This is a genomic window from Bacillus siamensis (assembly GCF_051628075.1).
GTDB lineage: Bacteria > Bacillota > Bacilli > Bacillales > Bacillaceae > Bacillus > Bacillus siamensis.
Genome location: NZ_CP155579.1, coordinates 1,982,787 through 2,004,179, shown reverse-complemented (window position 1 = coordinate 2,004,179; position 21,393 = coordinate 1,982,787). Strand labels below are relative to the sequence as shown.

Here is a 21,393-nt window from a genome sequence, read left to right as displayed (position 1 = left end):
ATGACTTACAATCAAATGCCGAAAGCACAAGGTCTCTACCGTCCGGAATTTGAGCATGATGCATGCGGAATCGGCTTGTATGCCCATTTAAAAGGGAAACCTTCACATGACATTGTCAAAAAAGGACTGCAGATGCTTTGCCAGCTGGATCACAGAGGAGGACAGGGCAGTGACCCGAATACGGGAGACGGCGCCGGCCTGATGGTTCAGATCCCTGATGCATTTTTTAAGAAAGAGTGCGGAGAAATGAAGCTGCCTGAAAAAGGCCGTTACGGGGTAGGAATGGTCTTTTTCTCGCAAAATGAAGAGGAAAGAAAAAAGATCGAAAAACAGGTAAATGCATTCATTGAGCAGGAAGGGCAGACCGTTCTCGGCTGGAGAACCGTCCCTGTTAATGTCGGAAAAATCGGAACAGTGGCACAAAGTACTTGCCCGTACGTGCGCCAAGTATTTATCGGTGCCGCAAACGATTTGAAAGACAGCCTTGCATTTGAACGCAAACTGTATGTCATCCGGAAGCAGGCGGAAAATTGGGGCGTTCAAGAACAGCTTGATTTTTACTTCGCAAGCCTGTCAAGCGAGACTATCGTTTATAAAGGTTTGTTAACGCCTGAGCAGGTTGACGCGTTTTATTTGGATTTGCAGGATGAAACCTTCGTATCTGCATTTTCACTCGTACATTCACGGTTCAGCACAAATACCTTTCCTACTTGGGAACGTGCCCATCCGAACCGCTATCTGATCCATAACGGAGAAATCAATACGCTCCGGGGCAATATCAATTGGATGCGGGCGAGAGAGCAGCAGTTCGTTTCAGAAAGCTTCGGAGACGATCTTCATAAAGTGCTGCCGATTTTAAATGCTGAGGGCAGTGACTCATCCATTCTTGATAATGCGTTTGAATTTTTCGTGATGGCGGGACGGAAGCCGGCACATACGGCAATGATGCTGATCCCGGAACCATGGACCGAAAACACTCACATGTCTAAAGCGAAACGGGCTTTTTACGAATATCACAGCTCTTTAATGGAGCCGTGGGACGGACCGACCGCCATTTCGTTTACGGACGGTAAACAAATCGGCGCCATCCTTGACCGTAACGGTCTGCGTCCGGCACGTTACTATGTGACAAAAGATGACCATATTATTTTCTCATCTGAGGTGGGCGTTATTGAAGTGGAACAGGAAAACATTCTTCATAAAAAACGCCTGGAACCCGGAAAAATGCTGCTCATTGACTTAGAGGAAGGCCGGATTATTTCAGATGAAGAAGTAAAAACGGAAATCGCCAATGAATTCCCGTATCAAAAATGGCTTGAAGAGGAATTGGTTCAAGTGAATCCTGATCCGGAAATCCGGGAAGAGGAACAATTCGATGATCTTCTCGTCCGGCAAAAAGCGTTTGGCTATACGTATGAAGATATTCAGAAATATTTAATTCCTGTTATTAAAGAAGGCAAAGACCCGCTCGGCTCCATGGGAAATGACTCGCCGCTCGCCGTTTTATCCGATCGTGCCCAATCACTGTTTCATTATTTTAAACAGCTGTTTGCGCAAGTCACAAACCCGCCGATTGACGCGATTCGCGAGCAGCTGGTGACCTCCACGGTGACATGGCTCGGAGCTGAAGGCGATCTGCTGCATCCGAGTGAAAGAAATGCCCGCCGCATTAAACTGTACACTCCTGTATTATCTAACGAACAGTTTTATGCGCTGAAAACACTTGTGCATCCTGACATTAAGAGCCAGCACATCCGGACGCTGTTTTCCGATGACCTAGAAAAAGGCCTGAAAGATTTGTTTCAGCAGGCGGAAAAAGCGATTAAGGAAGGCGTATCTCTGTTAATTTTATCTGACAGGGCAATGAGTAAAGAATTGACGCCGATTCCGCCGCTTTTGGCCGTCAGTGCGCTGCATCAGCATTTGATCCGTCAAGGTCTGCGCACTAAAGCAAGCATTATCGTTGAATCAGGCGAAGCGCGTGAAGTTCATCACTTTGCGGCTCTCATCGGATATGGGGCCGACGCTGTCAATCCGTATTTGACTTATGCTACGTATAAGCAGGAAATCGATGAAGGACGGCTTGATATTCCGTATGAAGAAGCTGTCAGCAAATACGGAAAGAGCGTGACAGAAGGCGTCGTGAAAGTGATGTCAAAAATGGGAATTTCAACTGTGCAAAGTTACAGGGGCGCCCAAATTTTTGAAGCGGTCGGCATCGGTGAAGACGTCATTTCCAAATACTTTACGGGAACTGCATCACAGCTTGGCGGAATTGATATCGAAACGATCGCGCAAGAAGCGAAACAGCGTCATCAAGCCGCTTACAAGGAGGATTACAGCCAAACTCTTGAGCCGGGTAGTGAATTCCAATGGCGAAACGGGGGAGAGCACCACGCTTTCAATCCGAAAACCATCCATACCCTGCAATGGGCGTGCCGCAAGAATGATTACAGCCTGTTTAAGCAATATTCTCATGCAGCGGATGAAGAACGAATCGGATTTTTACGCAATCTGTTCGCCTTCAAAGAAGACCGTAAGCCTTTAAAATTAGAGGAAGTTGAATCAGCTGCGTCCATCGTGAAACGTTTTAAAACAGGGGCGATGTCATTCGGTTCATTAAGCAAGGAAGCGCATGAAGCTTTGGCAATAGCGATGAACCGGCTCGGCGGAAAAAGCAACAGCGGAGAAGGCGGCGAAGACCCGAAACGTTTTATTCCGGATGAAAATGGTGACGACAGAAGAAGTGCAATTAAACAGATCGCATCCGGCCGTTTCGGCGTAAAAAGCCATTATCTCGTCAATGCGGATGAATTGCAGATCAAAATGGCGCAAGGGGCGAAGCCGGGAGAAGGCGGCCAGCTTCCGGGCAACAAAGTATATCCTTGGGTCGCGGATGTCCGCGGTTCTACACCAGGTGTGGGGCTGATTTCACCGCCTCCTCATCATGACATTTATTCAATTGAAGATCTGGCTCAGCTGATCCATGATTTGAAAAATGCAAATCGAAACGCGCGAATCAGCGTTAAGCTCGTGTCAAAAGCCGGCGTCGGCACGATTGCGGCCGGTGTGGCAAAAGGTACGGCAGATGTCATCGTCATCAGCGGGTACGACGGCGGAACGGGTGCTTCACCGAAAACGAGTATTAAACATACAGGTCTTCCGTGGGAGCTTGGTCTTGCAGAAGCTCACCAAACGCTGATGCTGAACGGTTTACGGGATCGCGTGGTATTGGAGACGGACGGTAAGCTGATGACAGGGCGCGATGTTGTGATGGCCGCCTTGCTAGGCGCGGAAGAATTCGGCTTTGCCACAGCGCCGCTCGTCGTTCTAGGCTGCGTCATGATGCGCGCCTGCCACTTAGATACATGTCCTGTAGGTGTCGCGACGCAAAATCCGGAGCTTCGCAAAAAGTTTATGGGCGATCCTGATCATATCGTAAACTACATGCTGTTTGTCGCGGAAGAAGTGCGTGAATATATGGCGCAGTTAGGTTTTAAAACGCTGGATGAAATGATCGGCCGTACGGACGTTCTTCATGTCAGCGAACGTGCAAAAGCGCATTGGAAAGCGGGACAGCTTGATTTATCCACGCTGCTGTATCAGCCTGAAGGCGTGCGCACTTTCCGGACTGCGCAAAATCATAAAATCAGCCAGTCACTTGATATGACGGAAATTCTTCCGGCGGTGCAGGCTGCAATTGAAGCCGGTCAGGAAGCGGAAGCGGAAATCAAGATCAATAATACAAATCGCGTAGCCGGAACCGTGACGGGAAGTGAAATTTCCAAACGCTACGGAGCGGAAGGACTGCCGGATGATACGATCAGGCTTCATTTCACCGGATCAGCCGGACAGAGTTTCGGTGCATTTGTCCCTAAAGGAATGACGCTTCATTTGACCGGGGATTCAAATGACTACGTAGGAAAAGGGCTGTCAGGCGGAAAAATCATCGTGAAAGCGCCTGATGCCTTCAATTGCGAAACGCATGAGAACGTTATTATCGGAAACGTTGCCTTTTACGGAGCAACAAGCGGGGAAGCGTACATTAACGGGCGAGCCGGTGAACGTTTTGCGGTCCGCAACAGCGGAGTCAATGTCGTTGTAGAAGGTATCGGAGATCACGGCTGTGAATACATGACAGGCGGCCGGGTTGTCGTCCTCGGTGAAGTCGGCAAAAACTTCGGAGCGGGGATGTCAGGCGGTATCGCATACGTCCTGAGCGATGATGCCAAAGCATTTAAACGCAAATGCAACATGGAAATGATTTCATTTGAAAAACTGACGGATGAAACGGAGATCAAAGAAGTAAAAGAAATGGTCAAACGGCATGCGGCGCTGACAAACAGCAAAAAAGCCGCAGACCTCCTGGACAATTGGGAAAAAGCCGCAGAGACCTTTATCAAAGTCATTCCGAAAAACTATAAACAAATGCTCCTCAGCATCGAAGAACAAAAAGCGGCGGGTTTATCAGAAGAAGACGCCATTATGTATGCTTTTGAAGCCAACACAAAGGCTCACAAAACGCCGGCCAAAGATCAAAAACAAGCGGTAGTGCAGTAAGAAAGGGGAGAGGAACATGGGGAAACCAACTGGATTCATGGAAGAAAAACGAGAAAAACCGGCTGAGCGGGACCCTCTCACTCGCTTAAAAGATTGGAAAGAGTATTCGGCTCCATTTTCAGATGAAGCGTCAAGGCGGCAGGGGGCACGGTGTATGGATTGCGGCACACCGTTTTGCCAAATCGGCGCTGATATTAACGGTTTTACATCCGGATGTCCGATTTATAATTTAATACCGGAATGGAATGACCTCGTCTATCGGGGGCGCTGGAAAGAAGCACTGGAGCGCCTTCTGAAAACGAATAACTTTCCTGAATTCACAGGGCGGGTCTGTCCCGCTCCTTGTGAAGGATCTTGTACACTGGCCATTTCAGATCCGGCTGTTTCAATTAAAAACATCGAGCGGACGATCATTGACAAAGGTTTTGAGAACGGATGGATTCAGCCGAGAATTCCAGCGAAACGCACAGGTAAGAAAGTCGCTGTCGTCGGTTCAGGCCCGGCAGGTCTGGCAAGCGCTGATCAGCTGAACCAAGCCGGTCATTCCGTAACGGTCTATGAACGTGCTGACAGAGCCGGCGGCCTGCTGATGTACGGCATTCCGAGCATGAAGCTTGAGAAAAATGTCGTCGAACGCCGTATTAAGCTTTTGACGCAGGAAGGTATAGATTTTGTGACAAATACCGAAATCGGCGTTGACATAACGGCTGATGAGCTCAAAGAACAATTTGATGCCGTCATTTTGTGCACAGGCGCCCAAAAGCAGCGCAATCTGCTGATTGAAGGCCGGGAAGCAAAAGGCGTCCATTACGCAATGGATTATTTAACACTGGCGACGAAAAGCTATTTAGATTCCAACTTCAAAGATAAACAATTTATAGACGCTAAAGGAAAAGACGTCATCGTGATCGGCGGGGGAGACACAGGAGCTGACTGCGTGGCAACTGCACTGCGCCAAAAAGCGCGCAGCGTGCATCAGTTCGGAAAACATCCTAAACTTCCTCAGACGCGCACGAATGACAATATGTGGCCTGAACAGCCGCACGTCTTCACCCTTGAATACGCCTATGAAGAAGCGCAGGCAAAGTTCGGCAAAGATCCGAGAGAATATTCAATTCAGACGACAAAAATGGTGGCCGATAAACAAGGCCGCTTAAAAGAGATCCACACCATCCAAATGGAAAAAGTCAGAAATGAATTCGGTAAGTATGAATTTCATGAACTGCCCGGAACGGAGAAAGTATGGCCTGCTCAGCTGGTGTTTATCGCCATCGGTTTTGAAGGAACTGAACAGCCATTATTGAAGCAGTTTGGTGTCGATTCGGCAAATCATAAAATTCAGGCGGCATATGGGGATTATAAAACGAATGTTGACGGTGTTTTCGCCGCAGGGGATGCGAGAAGAGGCCAAAGCCTGATTGTATGGGCGATTAATGAAGGCCGGGAAGCAGCGCGCGAAGTCGACAGTTATTTAATGGGGAGCACTGTTTTACCGTAAATAAAGGGGATTAATTATAGAACCGGCTGGGCTCAGCCGGTTTTTTCATATGTCATGGAACTGAACTGTTAACATGATCTGCTTTCTGAAACAGAGCGCCGTATTATTGGTTCTTCTGTTCAGCAGTTTCAAATCGGCGAAAGTTCTGAAGGCCTGTTTTTGATAGCTGCCGCAAAACGTTACGTAAAGGATTGTGCTGACAAAAGATATCTGGAAGCGCTGTGCAAGCATCGGACGGCGCCGTTTAAAGGCACATTTGCTGTGCTTTCCCATTTTATTTTATTGACGGGCACTTTACCCGTCGTGTGGCTGTATCATCGAAAAGTTTTAAAAACCGGGAAAACACTTTTTTATTTGAAAGAAATAATATCAAGAGTATGTCAGAGCGGAAAGGCTCCTGGAAGGGTCCGCTCCTCTTTTTAGACATCTATATGAAAGCCGATATTGCCGAACTGCCGTCCTTCCTGCATTCTCTTAATGGCATCGGCTGCTTCTCTTAGAGGGTACATACGGTCGATAATGGGGCGGATGCCGCAGCGTTTTATCAATTCCAGCATTTGCGCGAATTCCTCATTGCTTCCCATTGATGTACCGAGAATATGAATCTGCGGAAAAAACAGCGAGCGAATAGGAAATCCGAGCTGATCACCTGAACTGGCACCGAATGTTACGATCCGGCCATTCGGTTTCATAATGTCAAGGTAGTGTTGATATAAAGCGGGACCGACACCGTCAAGTATGATATCTGCTTTTTGGCCATTCAGCGCTTCATTCCAGTCGCCGTAACTGTCAATTGCCCGGTCTGCACCGTATGACAGTGCGGTTTGTTTTTTGTTTTCGCTGCGGGAGGTGACGCTGACTGTCGCTCCGATTGCTTTTGCCATTCGTAAGGCGTATGTTGCCACGCCGCTCCCGATGCCCGGAAGGATAAGGTGTTCGCCCTTTTTCAATTGTCCTTTTGTAAATAAGGCGCGATAAGCGGTTAATGCTGATAATGGCAGCACGCCCGCTTCCTCCCATGTCAGATGATCGGGTTTTACAATGGCATTTTCCGCAGGAACGATGACATAAGGTGAAAAAGTTCCGTCGCTTGGACCGCCTAAAATATCAGGGACGGCTGGTACATCCTTAACAGTCTTCCAATTCAGCACCGGGTTGATGATGACTTCCGCATGCAGTAAATGAGAACAGACGCCGTGTCCTATTTCAGTTACGATTCCCGCGCCATCTGAACCGAGAATGAATTTTTGGTTTCCGATTTCGTGGCTTTTCATTAAAAACAAATCGCGATGGTTTAATCCGGCTGTTTTCAGCTTTATTTTGACTTCTCCGTTCCCCGGATGTTTGTCAGGTGTCTGCCTGAAATGAAAGCTATTTTCGTGTATGATAATGGCATCCATTATTTTTCTCTCCTTTATGGTTGATGAGAAAAATTTTACAGGCTGTAACAGCTGCAGTAAATGAAGGAAAATTGATAGCCGGCTATCAATAAAAATCATAGCAAGAAGGTGTCCTTACATGGAAAGCGGAGACTTAAAGATTTTTCAGACTGTCGCCCGCAAAGGCAGTATTTCAAAGGCGGCCGAAAGTCTGCATTATGTTCAATCAAATGTGACAAACCGGATTCAGCAGCTGGAACGGCAATTGCAAACACAGCTGTTTTACCGGACGAATCGGGGAATGACGCTGACGCCAGCAGGTGAAAGCTTATTGAAAGATGCAGACAGAATTCTGCAGCTGCTATATGAGGCGCAAAAAAACACGCAAGAGGCAGGACATCCGAACGGTCCGCTCCGCATCGGTTCTTTAGAAACGGCTGCAGCCGTCCATCTCCCTCAATTTTTCACGGAGTATTGCAGACGATATCCGAAAGTACAGCTGTCACTGTCGACCGGTGATACACATACCTTAGTGCAGCGCGTCCTGCAGTATGAGCTGGACGGGGCTTTTGTTTATGGGCCGGTTGAACACGAAGACCTTAAACAATTCGCCGTATTCCAAGAAGAAATGATCGTGGTTTCAAATGTGCGGGAAGGCGGATTGCAAAGCCTGCTGCGAGAGCCGATTCTGTTTTTTGCCGCCGGCTGTTCGCATCGCCGAAAAATAAAAAATATATTGAAAGAGGAAGCAGTGCCTGAACATAAAATCATTGAATTCGGAACGCTGGAAGCCATTATTGGAGCGGTGCAGGCAGGGTTGGGTGTTTCCTTTTTGCCTGCGTCAGCCGCCCGTTATTTTCAAAACCGGGAAAATCTTTTTCATCATCAGCTCCCTGAACGTTTTCGGGATATGAATATATCATTCATCTACCGGCGTGATTTATTTTTGACATCGGCGTTTGAAGAACTGCTGAATGGATTAAAAGCGTTACCGAATGGAAGATGACGTAACAGGACAGCTGAATATGCCGAATTTTTTACCGATTTTTTTAAAAAAACTTTCTTTTCGCGGAAATTTATGTATAATAAAAGAAAGTTTTTTCGGATAAAGAATCTGCAATGATAAGGACATGAGTCATTTTAACCGGCCATACAGAGAGGGGAGGCAAGGCTGAGATCTTCCCGGCACGAAGAATGGGCTTACCGCCTTTTGAGCTGTATCGGTGAACGAAAGCAGCCGATACCGTACAGCCGCGTTACGGCAACAATGAGCCGCCGCTTGAAGTGGCGGGAATTTGGGTGGAACCGCGGGTCTGACACACACTCGTCCCTTCTTTTGGGATGAGTGTGTTTTTATGTTGATATAAGAAAAATGGCAATGATAAGGACATGAGTCATTCGAACCGGCCATACAGAGAGGGGGGGCAAGGCTGAGACCTTCCCGGCACGAAGAATGGGCTTACCGCCTTTTGAGCTGTATCGGTGAACGAAAGCAGCCGATACCGTACAGCCGCGTTACGGCAACAATGAGCCGCCGCTTGAAGTGGCGGGAATTTGGGTGGAACCGCGGGTCTGACACACACTCGCCCCTTGCTTTGGGATGAGTGTGTTTTTATTTTCTTAAAAATAAAGGAGAGATCAGACCGTGAAGAAACCGCACATTGTCATTACTTTTCCTGACGGGAAACAAAAAGAATACCAAAAAGGCGTTACGTTAGAAGAGATCGCCCAATCAATCAGTCCGGCTTTGAAAAAGACATCAGCCGCCGGCAAGGTAAACGGATCGTTATATGACCTTAGAAGAAGCATTCATGAAGACGCTGAAATTGAACTGTGCAGTTTTCAGTCTGAAGAGGGGCTGGGAGTGATGAGACACACAGCAGCGCACGTATTGGCGCAAGCGGTAAAACGTCTGTATCCGAAGGTCTGTTTAGGGATCGGTCCCGTTATTGAAAATGGCTTTTATTATGATTTTGACATGAATGAAACGATTACAGAAAGAGAATTGGCCGTCATTGAAAAAGAGATGAACCGAATCATTTCTGAAAATCCGGAAATTATCAGAGAAGAAATCTCCAGAGAAGAGGCAGAGCATCTGTTTGCTCACGAGCCGCTGAAGCTCGAGCTTTTAGCCGATATTTCGCAGCAGGATACAATCAGTATTTACCGTCAGGGCGACTTCATTGATTTATGCCGGGGGCAGCACTTGGCGTCTGCCGGTCAGATAAAAGCTTTTTCGCTTACTCATGTGTCAGGGGCTTATTGGCGGGGCGACAGCAATCAAAAAATGCTGCAGCGCATTTATGGGAAGGCATTTTCTTCAAAAAAGGAGCTGAACAGGCATTTTCAGCTGATAAAACAGGCGGAGAAGAGAAATCATCGAAAATTGGGAGCGGAATTACAGCTTTTTATGTTTTCAGAAGAAGCGCCGGGTATGCCTTTTTATCTGCCGAACGGTCAGTTCATCCGAAATACGCTTGAATCATTTCTGCGTTCAAAGCAGGATGCCTATCATTATCAGGAAGTGCGCACACCTATGATGATGAACCAGCGTCTTTGGGAGCAATCAGGCCATTGGGATCATTATAAAGAGAATATGTATTTCTCAGAAGCCGATCATCAGCGCTTCGCGTTAAAGCCGATGAACTGTCCCGGCCACATGCTCATTTTTAAAGAAAAGCTTCGTTCTTATCGCGATCTTCCGATTCGGATGGCTGAATTCGGCCAGGTGCACCGTCACGAATTCAGCGGGGCGCTCAATGGCCTGCTTCGCGTCAGGTCCTTTTGCCAGGATGATGCGCATATTTTTGTAACGCCTGATCAGATCGAGAGCGAAATCACTTCAGCGCTTCAGCTGATTCACGAGGTGTACACCGCATTCAGTTTTTCCTATGATATTGAGCTGTCAACAAGACCGGACAATTACATGGGAAGCGAACATTTGTGGAACCGAGCTGAGAGCGCACTAGAGAAAGTATTAAAAGAACAGGGATATCATTTTCGGTTTAATCGGGGGGATGGCGCATTTTACGGCCCGAAAATTGATATTCATATAAAAGATGCGCTGAATCGAAGCCATCAATGCGCTACTGTCCAGCTCGATTTTCAAATGCCGGAGAAATTTGATTTAACATATATTGATGAAAAAAATCAAAAAGTCCGTCCTGTTGTTATTCACCGGGCGGTATTCGGATCTCTTGACAGATTTTTCGGAATCATTACTGAACATTTCGGGGGAGCGTTCCCTTTATGGCTTGCTCCGGTACAGGCAAAAATCATCCCGGTATCAAATACCGCACACCGGGACTGCGCACAACAGGCGCACCGGCAGCTGAAGAACGCGGGTATCAGGGCTGAGCTTGATCAGCGGGATGAAAAACTCGGGTATAAAATCAGAGAAGCACAAATGAAAAAAATACCGTATATTGCTGTTGTGGGGGATCACGAGTGCCGCCATCAATCTGTACAGGTAAGACAATACGGACGGGAAGACACATTTGAAGAGAGTGTGAGTGATTTTGTTTCCCGGATCATAAATGAAACAAAACAAGAGATTCAAGTAAATCGACATTGACATATCGCAAAATCACGATATAATAAAACGTATGAAACCTATTGATGTTTTTAAAGCGTTGTCTAATGAGTCCCGGCTTGAGATTTTACAATGGCTGAAAGAGCCGGACCGTCACTTCGCCCCGCATGATGGCATTGATATGAATGAAATCGGAGTATGTGTAAGTCAGATCACCGATAAGCTTCAGATGACACAGTCAACGGCGTCTCAATATCTTTCCATTCTTCAGCGGGCGGGCCTTATCCAAACGAAACGGATCGGCAAATATACCTATTATAAAAGAGATGAAGAAGCGATAAAGGCGATGGCCGATTATTTTCAGCGCGAAATGTAGGGCTGAATCCTTTGAAGAGGGATTCAGTTTCTTTTTCTGATTACATATCGACATATTGCGATTTGTTTCTGTTTTAATCCTTTATATCGATATATCCCAATATATCTTTATATAAATCATCAATGAAGGAGTGTATCAGATGAAAAATACATGGAAGGTTTACATTTTAGCGATTATTAGCTTTTTAGTTGGGACCTCTGAATATGTGATATCCGGAGTGCTTGATAAAATTGCAGGTTCTTTGGGCGTCACTGTGGCAGCGGCAGGGCAGCTGATTACAATTTTTTCACTCGTTTATGCAATCGGAACGCCCGTCGTGATGGTTCTGACAGCAAGGCTGGACAGAAGGAAGCTTATGATCTATGCTCTGGGGCTGTTTGTTATCGGAAATATCATTTCTTTCCTTGTGCAGGGATTCGGCTTATTTGCGGGAGCGCGGGTGATCATGGCGCTTGGAGCGGGAACCGTGGTGGTAACCGCGCTTACGATCGCAGCAAAAATCGCTCCTCCGGGAAAGCAGGCAAGCTCTCTTGCGTCAGTCATTATGGGATTTACGGCTGCGCTCATTATCGGTGTTCCGATCGGAAGAACCGTGTCTGAAGCTTTCGGCTGGAAGATGGTTTTCGCCGGTATTGCGGCACTCGGAACCATTGCCATGCTGATTATACGTTTCGCGCTGCCTGAGATAAAAGGAGATAAACCCGTGCCGCTCATTCAGCAGCTTTCTTTTTTGAAGAAACGAAAAGTGGCTGTCGGCCTGGCCATCACGTTTTTTTGGCTTGGAGGCTATTCGGTTGCGTATACGTACCTTTCGCCGTTTTTACTGAACGTTACTCATATCAGCAGCGGAATGCTGAGCACATTGCTGCTTATTTTCGGGGTTGCAAGTCTTGCCGGCTCTAAAGCGGGCGGTTTCAGCGCAGACAAATGGGGGGCGCGTCTCACATTAACCGGCGGAATGGCGCTTCATGCTATCATGCTCATGTTATTGCCCTTTGTTACACATTCTGCTGCCGGAGCGGCGGCAGTGCTTATATTTTGGTCCTTTTCCGCCTGGTCATCCGGGCCGGCTCAGCAATATCATTTGGCAACGATGGAGCCGGAATCATCAGGTGTATTACTTGGCCTCAACCAGTCTATGATGCAGCTGGCGATGGCTGCCGGGGCAGGTATCGGGGGCATTGTTGTCACTCATCTGTCTCTTGCGTCAGTGACATGGATTGGTGCAGGCGGTGTTGTCATTGCGATGTGCGGCGTACTTTCACTTATGTTGTTAATGTCTGAAAAAACCTCATCCGAATACAGTGCCGAATAAACAAAAGCCTCGTTTCTCAGTTTGAGAAATGAGGCTTTTTGTTTTGTTATTTTTCACATTTCTTCAAGTTTACGCCGATTGCGGCTCCGTTTCGGCTGGAGTCGGCAACGCCGGTGAAGGTGCCGTTTTCACGATCGATCAGGATGCTTTGCACGTTTCCGATATCAACCGGACTGCTGCCGAATTTATGCCCCATTTCGTTCAGTTTTGTGCGGGCTTCTTCCGGCACTCCTTTTTCATAACGATAGGACGTCATGCTGTTTGTGTAAATTCTCGGTTCTTCGACCGCCGCTTTCAGATCCATACCGTACTCGACTTTGTTCAGGATCGTTTGCAGAACGGAAGAAATAATCGTTGCTCCGCCGGGGGAGCCGACAGTCAGGACGGGTTCGTTATTTTTAAATAAAATGGTCGGAGTCATGCTGCTGAGCGGACGTTTATTCGGCTGCACTTCATTTGCGCCGCCCGGCACCGCGTCGAAGTCTGTTAATTCATTGTTCAAAACAACGCCATATCCGGGAACCATAATGCCGGAACCGAACAGCTGTTCAATCGTTGTTGTATAAGATACAACATTGCCGAAGCGATCGGTTACCGTGAAGTGAGTCGTTTGACCCTCTTGTTTATCAGTCGGCTGTTCGACTTGTTTATAGTTTGCAGAGCCTTCCTGATAAGCCCAAGGATCGCCGGCTTTCGGTTTTTTATTCACTTTATTCATATCTATCAGCTGTCTGCGGGCATTGATATAATCTGGATTCAAGAGACCTTTGAGAGGGACGTTGACGAATTCTGGATCCCCGGCAAATGCGGCACGGTCAGCATAAGCCAAATGCATTGTTTCTGCGAGAAGCTGATATTTTTGCCAAGAACGGATATCATATTGGGAAAGCTTAAAATCATCCAGAAGGTTCAGCATTTGCAACAGGAAAACACCGCCGGAGCTTGGAGGAGGAGCAGTTGCGATATGGTAGCCCTGGTAATCTCCCCAGATCGGTTCGTCAATCGTCACATTGAAGTTTTTAATATCTTTTTCTGTCATTGAGCCGCCGAATTCCTGCACTGTTTCCGCGAGCTTTTGGGAGAATGCTCCGTCATAGAACGCTTTTGTGCCTTTGTACTTAATAGCTGTAAATGTTTTGGCTAAGTCTTTTTGGACGAGTGTGTCTCCTTCTTTCAGAGGTTCTCCGTTTGGAAGAAACACGTCTTTTGCAGCAGTGTGTGATAATTTGTCTTTATAATCTGAGATGGCGTCAGCTAAAACCGAATCAATCGGAAAGCCTTTTGAGGCAAGTTTAATGGAAGGGGTGATGAGTTGTTTCATGGAGCGGGTGCCCCATTTGTCGAGCGCTTTTTCAAGTCCTTTTAATGTTCCCGGAACACCGACTGCAGTCCCTTTCGTAACCCGCTCAGAGAAAGGAATGGCTTTGCCGTTTTCGTCCAGGAACATATCCGGTGCTGCGCCTTCCGGTGCGCGTTCCCGGCTGTCGATAATGGTGGTGTCTTTCGTCTTCGCATCATAAACCATCATAAATCCGCCGCCGCCGATTCCCGACATCATCGGTTCGGTTACGTTTAATGCAAATTGAATGGCAACTGCTGCGTCAATTGCATTTCCGCCTTTTTTCAGCACGTCGGCACCGATTTGTGAAGCGAGAGGATGGGCGGTGGCGACCATGCCGTCTTTGCCGACATCTACCTGTTTGTAGTCATCATAGGAAAACGGGTGATTCTTAGCCTGAGCGTGATAAGGGATGCTTCCGGCTGCGAGCAAAGTACTGAGCAGAACGATAAAACAGAGATTCATAAACTTTTTCTTTTTCATAGTCTGCCTCCTTTGTTTTCCGCTTACAATTATAGAGTAAGTAAAATGTGCTGTTTTCACAAGTGACAAACGGAATAGTCCGGTGTGTAAAAAGACGGGGTTTCTGTGTGAATGTAATCAGTCGCAAATGGGATAAATGGGAAACCGGACAGAAAAAGCTGTGAAACAAGCATTAAGGCAAAAAATAAGCTACAATAAACAAAACAGAATTCACTCACATGACATATGAAAGGAACGTGAGCCATGTATTTAACCATTAAAGAGACAGCGGAGTTTACCAGTCTTCCTGAAGAATATGTACACAATCTTGTTTTGACGAATAAAATAAGAGCGATCCATGACGGGCAGCAATATTTAATCAACAAAGAACAATTTCAAACCCATATTGAACAGCTGGAAAAATATAAAGAAATGATACAGGAGTTTTTAAATGAACCGCTCCCTGAAGACATTGATGTAAAAGACGAAGATTAGGACACAATTTCATATTGTGTCTTTTTTTTGCATTTCTTCGGCTGTTCACAAAAAAACCGGACGCTCAGATTCCGTTTTAAGGGCGGTGTTTTCTTTTTTGAATACTAAGAGGATCTGATGTCCCAAAATCCCGTCACGGGGATATAAACGATGTTTTTAGGGATCTTTTTGAAAAATGGTGTCTCATTCTCTTTATGTAACACTATGTATATTATGTTACATAAGAGGCTTTATCCTTTATCATTCAATGGGTTTCAGCTATAATAGTAACATAATGCTCAATATGTTACTTCACCAATTATAAGGGGTTTTTTGATGCATATCGTACAGCCGATTCGAAGTTTGGAAAAGATCCAGGAAGTCAAACAGTATTTAATGAAGAAAAGTGAACGTGATTATTTTTTATTTATTTTCGGCATGAACAGCGCACTGCGGATTTCTGATGTTCTGCCGCTTCGCGTGAAGGATGTCAGAAACAAAGACCATGTATGGGCGACTGAGAGCAAAACGAGAAAGAAAAGAAAAATTCTAATATTGGAATCTCTAAAGGCCGACATATACGCATATACAAAAGACATGAAAGAGAATGACTATTTGTTTAAATCGAAACGGACGAATAAGCCTATTTCGCGGATTCAGGCATACAGAATATTAAAAGAAGCAGCTGCTGCGTGCGGATTGGAGGAGATCGGGACGCATACGCTGAGAAAGACGTTCGGGTATCATTTTTATCAGAGGACGAAAGATATTGCCGAACTCCAGCGGATATTAAATCATTCTTCTCCGTCTATTACGATGCGTTATATCGGAATAGATGAGGATACGACGCGAGCCGCTTATAAAGTGTTCGGCGGGCTGTAGGCTTGAAAAAAACGGCCGCCAGCGTTACTATAATATAAGCAGGCTCTAGTAGCACAGCGGATAGTGCAGCAGTTTCCTAAACTGCAGGTCGGGAGTTCGAATCTCTCCTAGAGCGTTTCCAGCATAAGATAGATGCAGATTAATAATGTCGGCAAAACAGAAAAACCCTTGTATAACAAGGGTTTTTCTCGTTTTTGTAAGTTTTTTATTTGTGTAAGAACCCGCTGAAAAACGATGTGATTTTATTTTTTTTTGCACAAATTTTGCACATTTCTAAACTGATGTTTTCACGTCAGGCATTTTTTCAAACAGATCAAGGGTGTTTCGTGTATCTTCTTCACGGAGTCTTTTATATTTCGTGACCTGAAAAGCCTTTCGGTTATAATTACGCCAATTGCATCATTCAAAAAAGCCCGCTTTTAGCGGGCTTTTCTTTATATAACAGCATCAAATTGATTGACTTTCCAAACGTTGTTTTCTTTTACGAATGTAACGTCGCGTTTTGCTGACGGAGAACCGTCAAGAGTCGGTACAGTGAAGCGGTACGTTTGGACGCTTCCTTTTTTAGAAAGAAGGGTCATTTTTGCTTTTTTCCAATTCAGGAGGTTATCTCCGTCGCCGACCGGAACAGCCAATTTGCCGTCTTTTACAGTGAAGTGGTACTCTTTAAGTCCTTTATCAATCGCCTGCTTTGTAAAAGCGGGTGTCAGATATTTTACGGCTTTCGCTTTTGTTCCGAGTTCTTTGCACATGAATACATATTGAAGATTTTGATATTCGAACTGCTCGGATGTGCAGTTTGCTTTTGACTTAAGCGTTCCTCCGCTCATGGTGTTCCAAAAATGTTCTCTTGCTGACAGAGCCAGCTGAAGTGCTTGTTTTTGCGTAAGGTCATTAGGCGTATTTTTGGCAGTCGCCGCAGTGCCCAGTGATAGAATTAATGTAATAGTAGTAAGGAATAATAGCCATTTTTTCATGATTTAATCTCTCCTTCAACGAATCTCTTTCTCTTATGTTACAAATGTTACAATAATTACGGTAAGATTACAATACCTTTTCAGAAATATTTTCCGCACTTTTTATTTTTATGATTTATTTCCATGTAAGACGGAAGAAAAAGATAAAGAGTTTCATTGAACAAAAGGTTTTTACAAGTTGTCTGCTGAATAATAAAATGGAAGAAAATCAAAAAAGGAGTCCTACATATGGAGGTACAAGATAATCTGGAGACCGCGGAAGGCCCTGGCCAGTCTGTCTGGCGGTCTATGTCATTATTTTTAGTCCCGCTGCTATTAAGCAACGTATTGCAATCTGTCGGCCAATTGGTCGGAATGGTGTTTGTCGGAAGGTGGCTCGGAGTCGATGCGCTTGCCGCCGTGTCGTCTTTTTTTCCGCTGTTTTTCCTGCTGATTTCCTTTACAATCGGAATCGGTTCAGGAAGTTCCATTCTGATCGGGCAGGCTTACGGCGCGAAAAACGAAGAGAGAATGAAGGCGATTGTCGGCACTACGCTGACGTTTACCTTTATGCTCGGAATTGTTCTGGCAGTTGTCGGCAGTGTGTTTACGCTTGATATTTTGCGGCTGATGGGAACGCCGGAAAACGTAATAGATGTAAGTGTCCGATATGCGCGCATTTTGTTTTGCGCGATGCCGCTGATGTTTTTATATTTTGCTTATACAACATTTTTACGTGGAACGGGAGATTCAAAGACCCCGTTTTATACGTTAATCGTCAGTACGGTCATTAACATCGGGCTTTTGCCTTTATTGATTCTCGGACTTTTCGGGCTTCCGAAGTTCGGCATTTACGGATCAGCGTATGCAACGGTCATTTCAAACATCGTGACATTTATCGTGCTGATGGTTTATTTGCGGAAAAAGAAGCACCCGCTGGCATTTGACCGGGCTGCGTTCCGCTCTCTTAAAATGGACAAAAAGCTGCTCGCGCTTTTACTGCGGCTCGGTATTCCGTCGAGCATCAATATGATTCTCGTATCACTTTCTGAAATCGCGGTCATCTCTTTTGTGAATCATTATGGATCAAACGCGACGGCTGCTTACGGGGTCGTTAACCAAGTGGCGAGTTATGTGCAGATGCCGGCGGTAAGCCTCGGTATCGCCGTTTCAATTTTTGCCGCCCAATCCATAGGAGCCAATCAATTCGGCAGGCTGAAGCAGGTCATCAAAGTCGGCATCGGCCTGAATTATTTGATCGGCGGGGTTTTGATTGTGCTGATTTACACCTTCTCCCGGCAGATACTGGCTTTGTTTTTAACCGATCAGGATACGCTTCATATTGCCCGCAATCTTATTATGATTACACTTTGGAGCTATCTGATTTTCGGTCACGCTCAGATCGTTTCAGCGACAATGCGGGCGAGCGGTACGGTATTATGGCCGACTGTTATCAGCATTTTTGCGATTTGGGGAATTGAGGTGCCTGTCGCCTTTATACTATCTCATTACACGAAACTCGGCATTCTCGGCATTTGGGTCGGTTATCCGGCGGCTTTTGTCATCAGCCTGCTGCTGCAGTACGGCTATTACAGGTTTGTATGGAAGAAAAAACAGATTACCCGGTTGATTCAATAAGATTTTACCGCACATCGCTCAGTTCATACGGGCGATGTTTTTTTCAGAGAAGGAAAATGAGTTTAGAAAATGGAATTCCTATACATGCTAGAAAACAAGGAAAGGGCAGGTGCTTATGACGATTGAACATACGACTTATTTAGGGGCTTCGGCCGTAAAAGCGGAAACTGAACAGGCTGAATGCATCATTGTGCCGGAATGGGGCTCACAGGTCATTGCGATCCGGGATAAAAGAACCGGTATGCAGATTCTGAGAGAACCGGAAACCGCGGAACAATTTCGCGAAAAACCGATGCTGTACGGTATTCCCGTTTTATTCCCGCCGAACCGGATTACGGACGGGACGTTTCGTTTTGACGGCCGCACGTATCAATTTGACATAAACGAAGAGGATAAACATAATCATATTCACGGCTTTCTTCACAACCAGCATTGGAAATTGGCGGCGGCGAAAGAAGAGGCGGATGAACTGACAGTCGAAACAGAAATTGATCTTACAGAAATTCCCCGTGTCCATAAACAATTTCCGCACGATGTCATTGTCCGGATGACTTATACATTAAAAAACAATGTGTTTACGCAGCGGGCGCTGATTATCAACAAGGGAACGGAGGCTTTTCCTTGGGGGCTGGGCTATCATTCAACTTTTGTTTTCAACGAAGAGCGATCACGTCTTTTTCTGACGGCTGACCGCATGTGGGAATTAAATGAGCGTTTCGTGCCGACGGGCCGTTTATTGGATGTGCCTGATAAGGAAGCGTTCCGTAACGGGATGTCTTTGAAAAATAAGCAGTTCGACGATGTTTTTCTTTCTTCCGGACGGAATGGCGGCAATAACGAAGCTGTTATTTATCATCCTGATGAGCAGCTATCCGTTTTGTATCAGGCAGACACGTCTTTCAAGCATTGGGTGGTATATAACGGTGACGGAAAGCAAGGGTTTGTCAGTCTTGAGCCTTATACCTCCGTTACAGATGCATTTAATCTGAATCAGCCTGCATCACTGACGGGGCTTCAGATACTGAAACCAGGCGAAGAAGCGGCTGCGTCATCCCGGATCACCATTTTGCATGACGAAGAATAAGAAAGAGGCGGGGATAACATTGAAAACATATGTCAAACGCTTGGCCGCGGTGTTTCTCCTTTTGGTCATAGCCGCCGTTCCTTATATTGATGATTCCGCCAAAGCGGCCGAACAAAAAAATGCGTTGCAAAAAGAGCTGGAACACATTCTGAATGAAGAACCTGCCTTAAAGGGCGCCGCGGCAGGCGTCAGTGTCCGATCGGCAAAAACAGGGGAGGTGCTGTTCGGCAGCCGGGAAGATATGCGGCTGAGGCCTGCATCACTGATGAAGCTGCTGACGGCATCTGCGGCGCTTTCCGTTCTCGGAGAAGATTACACCTTTAAAACAGAAGTACGGGCAGACGGCGCCGTGAAAGGAAAACAGCTGCGCGGAAACCTTTATCTCAAAGGAAATGGCGATCCGACCCTATTGGCTTCTGATTTTGAGAAGATGGCTAAACAAGTCAAAGCCAGAGGCATCCGTGTCATTCAAGGAGATCTGGTCGGGGATGATTCACGGTATGACGATACCAGATATTCAGTTGATCTTCCGTGGAGCGATGAAGGCCAATATTATGGCGCGCAAGTATCAGCTCTTACCGCTTCACCGAATGAGGATTATGATACTGGAACGGTGATTGCGGAAATCAGCCCGGCGAAACAGCCCGGTAAAAAGGCGCATATTACGATTTCTCCCCATACGGACGTCGTACGTGTGAAAAATGAAGTGAAAACCGTCGCTTCTGATGAAAAGAAAGATTTGACGGTTGAACGGGAGCATGGGGGCAATGTGATTACGGTAAAGGGAACCATGCCGGCGGGCGCGGCAAAGGCAAGAGAATGGGCGGCAGTGTGGGATCCGTCGTCCTATGCGTTAGATTTATGGAAACAAGCGCTTACTAAACAGGGGATCACTGTAAAAGGGAAGATTAAAATCGGGCGCATGCCGCATCACACCAAGCCAGTCACATCACGGACATCCATGCCTCTTTCGGAATTATTGATCCCGTTTATGAAACTGAGCAACAACGGGCACGCCGAAATTCTGATCAAGGAAATGGGGAAAGTGAAAAAAGGAGAGGGCAGTTGGGAAAAGGGTTTGGACGTGATGAAATCGGAGCTCAAATCGTTCGGGCTGAATCCGGATGAATTGATTGCCAGAGACGGTTCCGGCGTTTCTCATATTAACGGCGTATCCGCCGGCCAAATCGGAGAGCTTTTGTATGCCGTTCAGAAAGAAAAGTGGTACCCGGCTTTCCTTCGTTCACTCCCTGTCGCCGGTGCAAGTGACAGAATGACGGGAGGCACCCTTCGGAATCGGCTGAAGAATACTCCTGCAGAAGGCAAAATTAAAGCGAAAACCGGGTCACTAACATCAGTCAGTTCAATTGCCGGCTATGCGGAAACAAAAACAGGGGATACGCTTATTTTTTCCGTGCTTCAAAACGGATTGCTTGACGAAGATGACGGAAAAGACATTGAAGACAAGATCGCAGTCGTGCTGGCAAATCAATAAAAAAGCCGATCCTTATAGGATCCGGCTTTTTTTGATGGAAAACGAATATTATATTGCTATTATGAAACAATCTCTTCAAAAAGTAATATCTTCAATATTCCGCCTTTTTTGACACTTTCTTTTCTTAAGTGTTACCGATTTTTCATTTTTATTATAAAAACTTCTTTCCGGGAGGCAAAATCTTTTTAAAGACGCGATTTATTATACATTTTATTCCTTATTATAGTGTTTAAGAACCAGTTTGCACTGTGCATACATACTGTTTTACATGGTATAAAAATTATAGAAATGAAGAATCTAAGTAAGTATAATATACTATATTCTAAAAAATGTTAGAGAAAATTTAATTTTTTTATTGTGATTTCTAAAATATGTTTTAAAATAATGCTATATGGATGATTTA

Annotated in this window: 14 protein-coding genes and 1 tRNA gene; 12 read left to right on the top strand and 3 right to left on the bottom strand. The window is 45.9% G+C overall.

Features of this window, described 5'->3' with window-relative positions; all coding sequences use genetic code 11:
• Both gltB and gltD read left to right on the top strand, forming a co-directional pair.
• Positions 1 to 4,560: a glutamate synthase large subunit gene (gltB, locus tag ABDB98_RS09580; RefSeq protein WP_438420024.1), complete on the top strand. Its 4,560-nt coding sequence runs from the start codon at positions 1 to 3 to the stop codon at positions 4,558 to 4,560.
• Between the two features lie 16 nt (positions 4,561 to 4,576).
• A complete protein-coding gene (gene gltD / locus ABDB98_RS09575; RefSeq protein ID WP_438420023.1) occupies positions 4,577 to 6,058 on the top strand; it encodes a glutamate synthase small subunit in 1,482 nt (493 codons plus the stop codon).
• Positions 6,059 to 6,477: 419 nt separating this feature from the next.
• Here gltD and ABDB98_RS09570 read toward each other — a convergent pair whose 3' ends face one another.
• Complete coding sequence (locus tag ABDB98_RS09570; RefSeq protein WP_438420021.1) at positions 6,478 to 7,458, bottom strand: zinc-binding dehydrogenase; 981 nt, start codon at positions 7,456 to 7,458, stop codon at positions 6,478 to 6,480.
• Between the two features lie 118 nt (positions 7,459 to 7,576).
• Between ABDB98_RS09570 and ABDB98_RS09565 the strand changes: the two genes are divergently transcribed.
• The 4 genes from ABDB98_RS09565 to ABDB98_RS09550 all read left to right on the top strand — a co-directional run bounded on the left by ABDB98_RS09565 (position 7,577) and on the right by ABDB98_RS09550 (position 12,660).
• Positions 7,577 to 8,443 (top strand): LysR family transcriptional regulator, encoded by an 867-nt coding sequence (locus ABDB98_RS09565; RefSeq protein ID WP_438420020.1) that lies wholly within the window; start codon positions 7,577 to 7,579, stop codon positions 8,441 to 8,443.
• 639 nt (positions 8,444 to 9,082) lie between these two features.
• Positions 9,083 to 11,011: a threonine--tRNA ligase gene (thrS, locus tag ABDB98_RS09560; protein ID WP_438420019.1), complete on the top strand. Its 1,929-nt coding sequence runs from the start codon at positions 9,083 to 9,085 to the stop codon at positions 11,009 to 11,011.
• A gap of 31 nt (positions 11,012 to 11,042) precedes the next feature.
• On the top strand, positions 11,043 to 11,345 hold the full coding sequence (locus tag ABDB98_RS09555; protein WP_007407355.1) for an ArsR/SmtB family transcription factor: 303 nt from the start codon (positions 11,043 to 11,045) through the stop codon (positions 11,343 to 11,345).
• Between the two features lie 139 nt (positions 11,346 to 11,484).
• Positions 11,485 to 12,660, top strand: a complete 1,176-nt coding sequence (locus tag ABDB98_RS09550) for an MFS transporter (protein ID WP_438420018.1) — start codon at positions 11,485 to 11,487, stop codon at positions 12,658 to 12,660.
• A 46-nt stretch (positions 12,661 to 12,706) separates the two neighbouring features.
• Here the strand turns inward: ABDB98_RS09550 and ggt are convergent, their stop codons facing one another.
• Positions 12,707 to 14,482, bottom strand: a complete 1,776-nt coding sequence (gene ggt / locus ABDB98_RS09545) for a gamma-glutamyltransferase (protein ID WP_438420017.1) — start codon at positions 14,480 to 14,482, stop codon at positions 12,707 to 12,709.
• Between the two features lie 243 nt (positions 14,483 to 14,725).
• Between ggt and ABDB98_RS09540 the strand changes: the two genes are divergently transcribed.
• The 3 genes from ABDB98_RS09540 to ABDB98_RS09530 all read left to right on the top strand — a co-directional run bounded on the left by ABDB98_RS09540 (position 14,726) and on the right by ABDB98_RS09530 (position 15,932).
• Entirely contained in the window at positions 14,726 to 14,956 is a 231-nt protein-coding gene (locus ABDB98_RS09540) for an excisionase family DNA-binding protein (protein WP_438420016.1), read from the top strand.
• 315 nt (positions 14,957 to 15,271) lie between these two features.
• Positions 15,272 to 15,817, top strand: a complete 546-nt coding sequence (locus ABDB98_RS09535; RefSeq protein ID WP_045926205.1) for a site-specific integrase — start codon at positions 15,272 to 15,274, stop codon at positions 15,815 to 15,817.
• Positions 15,818 to 15,859: 42 nt separating this feature from the next.
• Positions 15,860 to 15,932 (top strand) — tRNA-Arg (locus ABDB98_RS09530).
• A 319-nt stretch (positions 15,933 to 16,251) separates the two neighbouring features.
• Here ABDB98_RS09530 and ABDB98_RS09525 read toward each other — a convergent pair.
• Positions 16,252 to 16,794, bottom strand: a complete 543-nt coding sequence (locus tag ABDB98_RS09525; protein ID WP_045926206.1) for an IseA DL-endopeptidase inhibitor family protein — start codon at positions 16,792 to 16,794, stop codon at positions 16,252 to 16,254.
• Between the two features lie 228 nt (positions 16,795 to 17,022).
• Between ABDB98_RS09525 and ABDB98_RS09520 the strand changes: the two genes are divergently transcribed.
• From ABDB98_RS09520 to dacB, 3 genes are all read left to right on the top strand, one after another.
• Entirely contained in the window at positions 17,023 to 18,411 is a 1,389-nt protein-coding gene (locus ABDB98_RS09520) for an MATE family efflux transporter (RefSeq protein ID WP_438420015.1), read from the top strand.
• Between the two features lie 115 nt (positions 18,412 to 18,526).
• On the top strand, positions 18,527 to 19,495 hold the full coding sequence (locus tag ABDB98_RS09515) for an aldose 1-epimerase (protein WP_326351913.1): 969 nt from the start codon (positions 18,527 to 18,529) through the stop codon (positions 19,493 to 19,495).
• 19 nt (positions 19,496 to 19,514) lie between these two features.
• Positions 19,515 to 20,990, top strand: a complete 1,476-nt coding sequence (gene dacB / locus ABDB98_RS09510; protein WP_438420014.1) for a D-alanyl-D-alanine carboxypeptidase/D-alanyl-D-alanine endopeptidase — start codon at positions 19,515 to 19,517, stop codon at positions 20,988 to 20,990.
• Positions 20,991 to 21,393 lie beyond the last annotated feature (403 nt).